Source organism: Bradyrhizobium sp. Kon58, assembly GCF_055807455.1.
The window spans coordinates 24,290-34,168 of the sequence record NZ_JBVVOT010000047.1 but is presented as its reverse complement, the minus strand read 5'-3'; the positions used below and the strand labels follow the sequence as shown (position 1 = coordinate 34,168).

Here is a 9,879-nt window from a genome sequence, read left to right as displayed (position 1 = left end):
TTCAAGCCTCCCTTCAACTGAGACGCTTGAATCACAATCCAATTTCGAAGGGAATCCCTATTGAGTACAGACCCTAGCGCGGCACCGTCGGTGCCGAGTTCGCGCTCGATCCGGTTCAGCCGCAGCACCGCCTGACGTTGGCTCTCGGTAACCGGCTCGCGCGTGCGCGCGCCATCGACATATTCGCGGGTCGGGTCCATCGCCTGAGGGCCACGCTCGGCCCTCTCCCAATCGTTCTGGAAGGCGCGCCCGCCGCGATACTGCGCCTCGTCGATCTGATGGTGCGCGTGCAGCCGGCCCAGCGGATCGCTGCGGATCGACCGCACGGCCATGATCTTCTCGCCGGGGTCGAGCGCCAGCGGATTGTCCACCTCGACTTCCGCGACCTTCGCATTGAACGGTATCTCGCGCGAGCGTCGATCGTAGACATTCGCCAGTTTGTAGGACCTGTTGCGTCGGACACGTGCCACTCGGATACTCCTTGCTAAATTGACGATTGAATGGGCGGTCGTCAGGTCAGGCGGCAGAGACCAGCCTCAGCACGACGGCGCCGGCGATGCGGGTGGATCCAGCTCCGGCGCGGCGCGTCAGACGCGCATGCGGCGTGCAATAGCTCGAGCCCGGCTCACGCGGATGGCCGCAGAAGGTGATCTCCTCCCCGTCCTTGTCGCCGCCATAGGGATAGCGACAGTCCTCGCCAGCGAGTTCGACCAACGGGACCAGGCGCGGCTGGACGCCGACGCAGCGCAACTTGACCGGCGCGGCAGGCTTCATCGCGGATTTCGGCGGCAGGGTCAGCACCGTAGGGCGGTGCGGCAGGACAAGACAGGCCCCAGACGGCAACACCGGGACGATCGACGGGCTCGCCGTCCGCACCTGCACGACCAGCCCGAGCCGCTTGGCGCGGCCGACCACCGCGTTGCGCGTGTAAGCCGTTCCAAACCTTGCGTTAATCTGTCTTCCGATCTCCGCATAAGACATTCCCTTGAGAAAATAGTCGCGAAGCGCGTCGGAGTGCTCCGACGGCCAATGGCCCGGTTCCATGCTGCTGTCCTGTGATGCGCCTCCTCCGATCGCTCGATCGCGAGGCGAAGCGTACATTCCGGTATTCCGAAGTCAGAGTCAAGCGATAATTCTGATATTCATAATTGCATCAATTCCGAATTTCGGATTACAAGAGGCGGAACGATGGACAATCGAGGGAATCACCATGTTGGACGCTGCAATGATCGAACGGGGCCTGGAAAAGACAGGCAAGAGCAAGGGCGGCCTGGCGGCTGCCATGGGCGTACGCCCCGGCGCGGTCTCGGAGATCCTCGGCGGTGAACGCCTGGTGAAGGCTTCGGAAATCATTCCGATCATGGAATATCTCGAGCTCAATCTCGCGCCGATCATGGGCCGCGTCGGCGCCGGTGCCGTGATCGAGCCGGATTATGAGCAGGTTCCCCCGGAAGGCCTCGGCGACATCGCGCTGCCCTTTCCGATCATGGAGGAGACCATCGCATTCGAGATCGTGGGCGATTCGATGCTGCCCAAATACGAGAGCGGCGACGTCATCGTGGTCTACAAGGACCAGCGCCATCCTCTGTCGAGCTTCTACGGCGAGGAGGCCGTGGTCCGGCTCAAGACCGGCGAGCGCTATCTGAAGACCATCGAGCGGGGCAAATCCCCCTCCGTCGTCAATCTCAGCAGCTTCAATGCCAAACAGATCGTCGGTGTGAAACTGGAGTGGGTCGGCGAGATCTGCCTGTCCATGCCCAAGGGGCAGCTGGAACGGCTGCGCGCCAAGTCGGCGCGCCCTCGCAAGAGGAGCAAGTAGGCCGGAATTTCCGTTTTTACGAAATTCACCTTGACTTGATTCCGTTTTTCGGAAATACTCTGCCGTGCCCGACATGAGGCACGGCAGGATCGTTTCATGCAGTATTTCGTCGTGATGATCGATTATGGGCGCCGCGGCCGCGAGGCGGTCGTCGACCCTGAAATCACCAGGCGCGAGGTCATTTCCCGCGTTGCCTCAGGTGAATATCGGAACATCTCGTTCATCCACGAGATCGCGGAGAGCTCGGTCGAGGACATTACCGAGGCCATCCTCGCCGAGGCCACCCTCCCGGAGATCCGGCCCGAAGAAGTCGACCTCCAGGCTATCCGCCTCGATCACGCCCACGATCTGCGTAAGCACGAGCCGACGTGACGCAAGGCCCGAGCGGCTTGCGCCACAGCCCGGTCGGAGATCACACCGTGAGGACGGTCGATCCCGTGGTCTTGCGCGCGGCGAGATCGGCATGCGCCTTGGCGGCGTCCTTCAGCGGATAGGTCTGGTGCACCTCGATCTTGACCGCGCCGGACTTGACGACGTCGAACAGCTCACCTGCCATCGCGACCAGGCTTTCACGCTTGGCGGCGTAGGTGAACAACGTCGGCCGGGTGACGTAGAGCGAGCCCTTCTGCGCGAGCAAACCGAGATTGAGCGGCTCGACGGCGCCGGACGACGCACCGAACAGCGCGGCGACGCCGAGCGGCGCGAGGCAGTCAAGCGACTTCAGGAACGTATCCTTACCGACGGAATCATAGACCACCGGCACCTTCTTGCCGCCAGTGATCTCATCCACGCGCTTCACGAAATCCTCGCGGCTATAGATGATGACATGGTCGCAGCCATGCGCCTTGGCGAGCTTGGCCTTTTCGTCATTGCTGACGGTGCCGATCACGGTCGCGCCGAGATGCTTGGCCCATTGAGAGAGAATCAGGCCGACGCCACCGGCGGCCGCATGGAGCAGGATGGTGTCGCCGGCCTTCACGCGATAGGTCTGCCGGATCAGATATTGCGTGGTGAGCCCCTTCAGCATCATCGCCGCCGCGGTCTTGTCGTCGACACCGTCCGGCAGCTTCAGCAGTCGGTCGGCCGGGATCAGCCGCGCCTCGGAATAGGCGCCGAGCGGCGAGGCGCCGTAGGCGACGCGATCGCCCGGCTTCAGATCGGTGACACCGGGCCCGACCTCCTCGACGACACCAGCGGCCTCGCTGCCAAGCCCGCTCGGCAGTTGCACCGGGTAAAGGCCCGAACGGTTGTAGATGTCGACGAAGTTGAGACCGACGGCGGTATGGCGGATTCGGGCCTCGCCAGGTCCGGGCTTGCCGACACTGACCTCCTCCCAGACCAGCACTTCCGGACCACCAGTCTTGTGAAAGCGAATGGCATGCGTCATGGGCGTTGCTCCCTTATCGTTGAGGTCAAAGTCCGAACACTGGATCGGACTTTTGAAATAGGTATTTGGTCCGCCCGTCACAGTACAGAGACGTAACAAGAATGTCACAGCGAACGACAAACCTCCGCCGTTCCGCCTCTGTTCGAAAGAGTTGATGTCGGCCTTGCGCCAGCCGGCAGTAGCCTTCGCGCGGGTTTGGAGGTCGTCTGCGAAGGAGAGCCGAGATGCCAGCTTATGTACAGCATCATCAGGATATCGAGATCGCGCCTGTGATTTGCCCTGCTTGCACGGGGTTCCTTCCAATGTATGTGCGCGAGGTCGAGCCGCATTGGAGTCTTGCCAAGATCGACTTCGTCTATGAATGCGCCGATTGCGGCGCCGAGGTCAGACAGACGATCCGCAAGCCGGAGTTGCTGCGGCACTGATCGCGCGGCCGGTTGGCCGCCCGACTATTTGCGTTGAGCGGAAAAAACGCCCATCGGCGCGGGTCTGGCCTCTCCCAAACGAGGCTTGTTCTTTGCCGTGAACGCAGGCAGAACAAGCCTCAATCAAGACCTTTGGGAGCGCCTTTTCGTGGCTGAACAGAAGCCCTCGACAGCGATCGAGGCAGTGGAGAGCGGCCTCGCCGCGCAAGGCTACATCGCGAGCCGGCAGATCGCGACCGCCGTCTATTTGTCCCAACAGATCGAGAAGCCGATCCTGGTCGAAGGCCCCGCGGGCGTCGGCAAGACCGAGCTTGCCAAGGCGATCGCGGCTTGGCGCGGCCTGAAGATGATCCGCCTGCAATGCTATGAAGGCCTCGACGAGGCCAAGGCGCTCTACGAGTGGAAATACGCCAAGCAGCTTCTCTACACGCAGATCCTCAAGGACAAGCTCGGCGAAGTCCTCGGTGGCGCGCAGACTCTGCACGCTGCACTTGATCAGCTCCACGATTTCGGCGACGTGTTCTTCTCCAAGGAGTTCGTCGAGCCGCGGCCGCTGCTGCAAGCGCTGGAGCAGCCGGGCGGCTGCGTGCTCCTGATCGACGAGATCGACAAGTCGGATGCGGAATTCGAATCGCTGCTGCTGGAGATTCTCTCCGACTTCCAGGTCACGATCCCCGAGCTCGGCACCGTCTCCGCGATCACGCCGCCAACGGTGATCCTCACCTCCAACAGCGAGCGCGATCTCGGCGATGCCCTGAAGCGGCGCTGCCTGCATCTGCACATCGGCTTCCCCGAGCAGCGGCTCGAGGAGCGCATCGTCGAGAGCCGCGTCCCCAACATTTCGCAGACACTGCGGCGGCAGATGGTCGGCTTCATCCACGAAATCCGCTCGCTCGACCTGAAGAAGCTGCCTTCGGTCAGCGAGACCATCGATTGGGCCCGCGTGCTGGTGCTCTTGCAGGCCTCGGAGCTCGACACCGAGATCGTCAAGGACACGCTCAACGTGCTTCTGAAATACGAGGCCGACATCGAGGCGGCTCAGCCTCAGATTACGACCTTCATTGCCAAGGCAGCACGATCCAACGTCTTCGGTTGACGCCGATGCGCGAGAATATTCATCGTTTCTTCCGTGCGGCACGGGGCGCCGGGGTCCATGTCTCGCCGGCCGAAAGCATCGATGCGATGCGTGCGGTCGCGCAGGTCGGCGTTTCCGACCGGACCATCCTGCGCGATGCACTCCTTCTGACGCTCGCCAAGTCCCAGGACGAAAAGCTCGCGCTCGGTGACTGCTTCGATCTGTTCTTCAGTCAGCCGGAGCCGCGGCAGGAACAGCCTGAAGCCGACAGCAACGATGTTTCGGAGGACGCGGATCGATCTCCGTCATCCGGCGAGGCCAGCGATGCGAGCGGCGGTTCGCCCCCCGCGGAATTGGGCCCCCTCGCGCAGATGCTGCTGTCGCAGGATCGCAATGCGATCACCGCCGCGATCGCCAGCGCCTCGGGTGCGGCCTCCCTGTCCGACATCCGCTACTCCACCCAGCGCGGCATCTTCTCCAGCCGCATCCTCGACGCCATGGGGCTCCAGCGGCTACGCGACGATCTCGACGAGCTGACCGCGACCAATCCGGCACTGGCCGAGCGGCTTCGCGCCGCGCTCGATGGCTTGCGCGAAGCAGTTCGCGACACTGTCGCGCAGGGGCTTGCGCTCTATGCCCGCGAGGAGGCTGAAAACCTCCGCAACGAGATTCTGCGCAACGCGCCGCTTGCCCGCATCGAGCGGCGCCATGTCGCGGAAATGCGCGCTCTCATCCGCCAGATCGCGCGGCGCCTGCGCGAGCGCTATTCGAAGCCACGCAAGCGCCAGCGGCGCGGTCATCTCGACGTCCGCCGCACGCTGCGCCGCAATGCCGCCTGGGGCGGCATCCCCTTTCTCACGGCCTGGAAGCGCAAGCATCGCGACCGGCCGAAGATCGTGGCACTCTGCGACGTCTCGGGGTCGGTCGCACAGGTCTCGGATTTCTTCCTGCTCCTGATCCACTCGCTGCATGAGGTGGTCGACGACGTCCATTCCTTCGCCTTCTCCTCGCATCTGATCGAAGTCAGCGATATCCTCGAGAAGAAACCGCCGGAAGAGGCGATGGCCGAGATCATGTCCAAGGTCGGCTTCGGCTCCTCCGACTACGGCTCTTCGCTGGCCGATTTCGACAAGGAGTTTATGAGCACGCTGACGCCGCAGACCACGGTGATCGTGCTGGGCGATGCCCGCAGCAACAATCTCGATCCGCGCGCCGACATCCTGCGCCGCATCTCTGAGCGCTCGAAGCGACTGGTGTGGCTCAATCCCGAAGGACGTCTCGCCTGGGGCTTTGGCGATTCCGAGATGCCGCGCTATGCGACCTTCTGCAGCGTGGTGCGCCCGTGCGCCACCGCGCAGCAGCTCGAGCGCGCGGTGTCCGATATTGTGGCGACTTATCAGTAGGCCTTACCCACAGCCGGCGTCAGTTTCGCCCCAGCTCCGTCTGAGCCACATTGCACTCCCGGAAATGATAGGCGATCTCGTCAAGCGCGCGCTGCTCCCATTCCTGAGCTTGCGCAAGCCAGAAAACCCGGCGCTGGAAATCAAGCGCGGCGCGCTCCCGGCACAGGGATTCCTGACTACGAATTTCGACCAGTCTGTTCATGCACTCCACTCCTGCCGTGTGAAGCCATTCCCCGTGAATCAGCGTAACAGAATCCCGAACCCTTCGTCTCATGATTTCTGTGCATATTGCGACGCAGAATGGGACAGCAGCGCTGCCCGTGCAGTGCGTCGTTCGCGGACCAACATCAAGCCCACATCATCAATATGTGATCGAGGCTCCGGACGGTCCTCGCGGTCGAGCGGTCTTAACTCTTGTGGCGCAATGGCGTGCAGCAATTTGTGAAGAGAAGTTCTAAACACCTCACCGAATTCCCGACTCATTGTCGTCGCACGGTCTTCATGCAGCGCCTCTAACAGAGGCGCACGAACGGCACTACGGCTTGAGGCAACATGAGCAACGACATCGACTTCGATCTTTCGCCAGACCAATGGGAGGTTCTGAAGGCGCTTCGCAACCCGGTGTCGAACGGTCGCCTTTCCAAGGCCTATCTCATCGAGAGCCTCGTCAAGCTCGGTCTTGTCGTCGTCTGCGACGGCGTGCCGGTCATGACGCCGAATGGACGCAAGGCGCTGGTACGCGGATCGTGTCGCCTGCTGGATCTCGCGGCGTGACGCGGCCCCCGCATGCGGAACGTGACAATACGACCGCAAAATCACCTGCCCACGTGACCGACGGCACCTCGAACGGTGTCCCGGCGCCGATTCGGACGCCCGGTCGTACCGCAAAAGCGACCGAATAGACCTCCTCCTCAGCGAAAACCGCGACAATCTGGCACGCTAGTTGCTCCTTTCGACGTCCAAGACGCGTCAAAACGGGGGAGTCACCATGTCGACCATTGCCGCGGCCCCGGCCGCCGAGCCAAAGCCGCTCTACACATCGCTGTTCGTCCAGGTCCTGGCCGCGCTGATCCTCGGAATCATTCTCGGCGTGGCCACGCCGGATTTTGCCATCTCGCTCAAGATTCTCAGCGACGCCTTCCTGAAGCTGATTTCGATGATCGTGGCGCCGATCGTGTTCTGCGTCGTCGTGCACGGCATTGCCGGTGCGGGCGACCTCAAGAAGGTCGGACGGGTCGGCGTCAAGGCGCTGGTCTATTTCGAGGTGATGACCACAGTCGCGCTCGTGGTCGGTCTCATCCTGGCCTACACTTTCGGCCCCGGCCATGGCATGAACATCGACCCTTCGACGCTGGACGCCAAGGCGCTCAACACCTATGCAGACAACGCCCACAAGCTTCAGGGCGGCGGCATCGGCTCCTTCCTCCTCAACGTGATCCCGAGCACCTCGTTCGACGCCTTGTCGCGCAACGACGTGCTCCAGGTGCTGTTCTTCGCCGTGCTGTTCGGCGTAGGCCTCGCACTGGTCGGCGGCGAGAAGGGCAAGCTCGTCACGTCGATGATCGATGCCGCCTCGACCGTGCTGTTCCGCGTCATGGGGCTTATCGTCCGCGTCGCTCCACTTGGCGTGCTCGGCGCAGTCGCCTACACCGTCGGCAAATACGGCGTCGGCTCGCTCAAGCAGCTCGTCTCACTGGTGGCGCTGTTCTACGTCTCGGTCGGCATCTTCGTGCTGGGCGTGCTCGGCGGCGTCATGGCGCTCGCCGGCATCAACATCCTCAAATTCCTCGCCTACCTGCGCGAAGAGTTGACCATCGTGCTCGCGACCGCCTCGTCCGACGCCGTGCTGCCGCAGATCATGAAGAAGCTGGAGCGGATGGGCGTGAAGGATTCCGTGGTCGGCCTGGTGATCCCGACCGGATATTCCTTCAACCTCGACGCCTTCTCGATCTATCTCACGCTCGCGGTCGTCTTCATCGCACAGGCGACCAACACGCCGCTGTCGTTCGGCGACCTCCTGCTCGTGCTCGGCGTCTCCCTGATCACCTCGAAGGGCGCGCATGGCGTACCGGGCTCCGCGATCGTGATTTTGGCGGCGACGCTGAACGCGGTGCCCAGCATCCCTGCGATCGGCCTCGTGCTGGTCTTGTCGGTCGACTGGTTCATCGGCATGGCTCGCGCGGTCGGCAACCTCACCGGCAACTGCGTTGCCACCGTGGTGGTGGCCGCGTGGGAAGGCGACCTCGACCGCGCCAAGGCGGCCAAGGTCCTCGACGGCGGCGAGCTCGTGGACGTAACGGCGGGGTAGCGCGGGTCAGTCATTCCAACGGAGGAGCGGCGTACCATACGCCCTCCTCCAGACGGAGAGGAAACGCGGAAACCAGGAGTGGGCCACGGCGCCCTTGTAGGCCCAGGTGCGATATTTCAGGCCCTGCTCCGAGATCAGTTCCTGATACCCGCCGTGGACTTCGGTCGCGGTGCGAATGTCCTTCAGAATTCCCTGGGCGCAGGAACGGTAAGTATTGCTCCCCGAGAAGTCGTCATAGTCCAGCATGCGATCCGCGAACTCGACGTTGAACGTCGGCCAGGAGGACCGTCCCTGGTAGGCGGGAGCCGCGATCTTGTGGATCATCTTGTTCCGCGGATTATCCGCGGACACCAGGAAGTGGAATGTGCCGGGGATGCGAAAGCGCGGCTCCGCGACGATCAGATTCGCAGTTGCCGCGAACAGCGCGCGCTCGCTTTCCTTGCTCATATCCCAGAAGCCGCGATGCACACTGACGAAATCCAGCGCGACCGAGGACACCGGCGAGCCCGTGGGGCCATCAAGAGAATGCCTGATATAACCGCCCTTGCCGAACAGGTGGAGCAGGTCCCTCTTGTACTGCGCCAGGTCGCGCTCGAGCCGCCGCTTCAGCTCGTTCTCGTCGACGATTCCGAGCTGCACGCCCCACGCGAACGTCGTGTAGACGCAGGCATTGGTGACGAAACGCCTGCGCTCGGCGCGCGTGTCGGTTGCGGCGGAGCGCGGAGCACTGGCGTCGCACAGCAAATACGTGGAGCCGTCATCATTGAACGGCGCGAGCTCGCTTGCGAGCTGGAGGATCGCGCGCTTCAGATCACCGTAATATTCGGCCAGCAGCAGGCGGCCGGCATGCGCGCATTGCGACATCGCCAGATGGGATGACGCTCTTTCCTCGGCAGAGATCATCTGCTGGAGGCCGGCCAGAATGCCGAGCAGCGTATCCGAGGGGCGCGAGAAATAGTTCACGCCGAGATACCGGGCGCGCCCAGCCGGGACGATGGTCGTCGTGACGACGTTGGCGCGAACCGCTTCCAGCAGCAGGCGGACGCTCTTTTCGAGCAGACGAGCCCGGCGCACCGCATCCTGAGAATCCATGATGGTGTCGGGATCGAGGATGTCGGGATAGAACCAGGCAAAGTCGCGCGGATAGTACGCAGAAGCGTGCGGCGCGCCCGTAACGAGAAAGGACTCAGATACCGCAAAGGCACTGTCCAACGAGTGCCGGTAAAGGTCCTCGATGGCCGTGAACGGATGATGCGACTTCCTCAGGAATCGATCACCGAGAAAGTTCACCGCCTGAAGCGCGTTGGCAACGAAGGTCGCCGTCAGGCCTTGGTAAAACCGGTTTGCGCGATGGGATGGAGAAGAGATGCCGCTGTTCATAGGCGCCGTCGAATGGTGTCTCGTGGTTCGGCGGGAGGCCGTCGCGGCTCCAGACCTGTCTGATTCGTGTCTCTATCCCGTG

Annotated in this window: 12 protein-coding genes; 7 read left to right on the top strand and 5 right to left on the bottom strand. The window is 62.7% G+C overall.

Features of this window, described 5'->3' with window-relative positions:
* Both AC0L20_RS37615 and AC0L20_RS37610 read right to left on the bottom strand, forming a co-directional pair.
* Window positions 1–470 (bottom strand): hypothetical protein (locus tag AC0L20_RS37615; protein ID WP_473295341.1); only part of this gene is annotated, 470 nt, incomplete at its 3' end.
* A gap of 46 nt (window positions 471–516) precedes the next feature.
* Window positions 517–1,044, bottom strand: a complete 528-nt coding sequence (locus AC0L20_RS37610) for a GcrA family cell cycle regulator (RefSeq protein WP_473295340.1) — start codon at window positions 1,042–1,044, stop codon at window positions 517–519.
* 166 nt (window positions 1,045–1,210) lie between these two features.
* Here AC0L20_RS37610 and AC0L20_RS37605 point away from each other — a divergent pair, with 166 nt between their 5' ends.
* Together AC0L20_RS37605 and AC0L20_RS37600 are read left to right on the top strand one after the other, a co-directional pair.
* Window positions 1,211–1,819: a S24 family peptidase gene (locus tag AC0L20_RS37605; RefSeq protein WP_007612810.1), complete on the top strand. Its 609-nt coding sequence runs from the start codon at window positions 1,211–1,213 to the stop codon at window positions 1,817–1,819.
* Window positions 1,820–1,915: 96 nt separating this feature from the next.
* Window positions 1,916–2,191, top strand: a complete 276-nt coding sequence (locus AC0L20_RS37600; protein WP_456768894.1) for a hypothetical protein — start codon at window positions 1,916–1,918, stop codon at window positions 2,189–2,191.
* Between the two features lie 40 nt (window positions 2,192–2,231).
* Here AC0L20_RS37600 and AC0L20_RS37595 read toward each other — a convergent pair whose 3' ends face one another.
* On the bottom strand, window positions 2,232–3,206 hold the full coding sequence (locus AC0L20_RS37595) for a quinone oxidoreductase family protein (protein WP_247402853.1): 975 nt from the start codon (window positions 3,204–3,206) through the stop codon (window positions 2,232–2,234).
* A gap of 224 nt (window positions 3,207–3,430) precedes the next feature.
* Between AC0L20_RS37595 and AC0L20_RS37590 the strand changes: the two genes are divergently transcribed.
* The 3 genes from AC0L20_RS37590 (at window position 3,431) to AC0L20_RS37580 (ending at window position 6,109) form a co-directional block, all read left to right on the top strand.
* Entirely contained in the window at window positions 3,431–3,631 is a 201-nt protein-coding gene (locus AC0L20_RS37590; protein WP_247356466.1) for a hypothetical protein, read from the top strand.
* Window positions 3,632–3,779: 148 nt separating this feature from the next.
* Window positions 3,780–4,727 carry an AAA family ATPase gene (locus tag AC0L20_RS37585; RefSeq protein ID WP_211398233.1) on the top strand — a complete coding sequence of 316 codons (948 nt, stop codon included), beginning with the start codon at window positions 3,780–3,782 and terminating at the stop codon, window positions 4,725–4,727.
* A gap of 5 nt (window positions 4,728–4,732) precedes the next feature.
* Window positions 4,733–6,109: a vWA domain-containing protein gene (locus tag AC0L20_RS37580; RefSeq protein ID WP_473295339.1), complete on the top strand. Its 1,377-nt coding sequence runs from the start codon at window positions 4,733–4,735 to the stop codon at window positions 6,107–6,109.
* 19 nt (window positions 6,110–6,128) lie between these two features.
* Here AC0L20_RS37580 and AC0L20_RS37575 read toward each other — a convergent pair whose 3' ends face one another.
* The gene (locus tag AC0L20_RS37575; RefSeq protein ID WP_377791734.1) at window positions 6,129–6,311 is read right to left on the bottom strand and encodes a hypothetical protein; all 183 of its coding nucleotides are present in this window, start codon (window positions 6,309–6,311) and stop codon (window positions 6,129–6,131) included.
* A gap of 350 nt (window positions 6,312–6,661) precedes the next feature.
* Here AC0L20_RS37575 and AC0L20_RS37570 point away from each other — a divergent pair, with 350 nt between their 5' ends.
* Window positions 6,662–6,883 (top strand): hypothetical protein, encoded by a 222-nt coding sequence (locus tag AC0L20_RS37570; protein ID WP_473295338.1) that lies wholly within the window; start codon window positions 6,662–6,664, stop codon window positions 6,881–6,883.
* A 214-nt stretch (window positions 6,884–7,097) separates the two neighbouring features.
* On the top strand, window positions 7,098–8,417 hold the full coding sequence (locus tag AC0L20_RS37565; RefSeq protein WP_473295337.1) for a dicarboxylate/amino acid:cation symporter: 1,320 nt from the start codon (window positions 7,098–7,100) through the stop codon (window positions 8,415–8,417).
* Window positions 8,418–8,423: 6 nt separating this feature from the next.
* On the opposite strand, the gene AC0L20_RS37560 is transcribed toward AC0L20_RS37565, so the two are convergent.
* A complete protein-coding gene (locus AC0L20_RS37560; RefSeq protein WP_473295336.1) occupies window positions 8,424–9,797 on the bottom strand; it encodes a hypothetical protein in 1,374 nt (457 codons plus the stop codon).
* Window positions 9,798–9,879: the final 82 nt, after the last annotated feature.

Coding starts and splice junctions, on each gene's coding strand:
- AC0L20_RS37610 (WP_473295340.1), bottom strand. CDS start 1,044: ATGGAACCGGGCCATTGGCCGTCGGAGCACTCCGACGCGCTTCGCGAC.
- AC0L20_RS37605 (WP_007612810.1), top strand. CDS start 1,211: ATGTTGGACGCTGCAATGATCGAACGGGGCCTGGAAAAGACAGGCAAG.
- AC0L20_RS37600 (WP_456768894.1), top strand. CDS start 1,916: ATGCAGTATTTCGTCGTGATGATCGATTATGGGCGCCGCGGCCGCGAG.
- AC0L20_RS37595 (WP_247402853.1), bottom strand. CDS start 3,206: ATGACGCATGCCATTCGCTTTCACAAGACTGGTGGTCCGGAAGTGCTG.
- AC0L20_RS37590 (WP_247356466.1), top strand. CDS start 3,431: ATGCCAGCTTATGTACAGCATCATCAGGATATCGAGATCGCGCCTGTG.
- AC0L20_RS37580 (WP_473295339.1), top strand. CDS start 4,733: ATGCGCGAGAATATTCATCGTTTCTTCCGTGCGGCACGGGGCGCCGGG.
- AC0L20_RS37575 (WP_377791734.1), bottom strand. CDS start 6,311: ATGAACAGACTGGTCGAAATTCGTAGTCAGGAATCCCTGTGCCGGGAG.
- AC0L20_RS37570 (WP_473295338.1), top strand. CDS start 6,662: ATGAGCAACGACATCGACTTCGATCTTTCGCCAGACCAATGGGAGGTT.
- AC0L20_RS37565 (WP_473295337.1), top strand. CDS start 7,098: ATGTCGACCATTGCCGCGGCCCCGGCCGCCGAGCCAAAGCCGCTCTAC.
- AC0L20_RS37560 (WP_473295336.1), bottom strand. CDS start 9,797: ATGAACAGCGGCATCTCTTCTCCATCCCATCGCGCAAACCGGTTTTAC.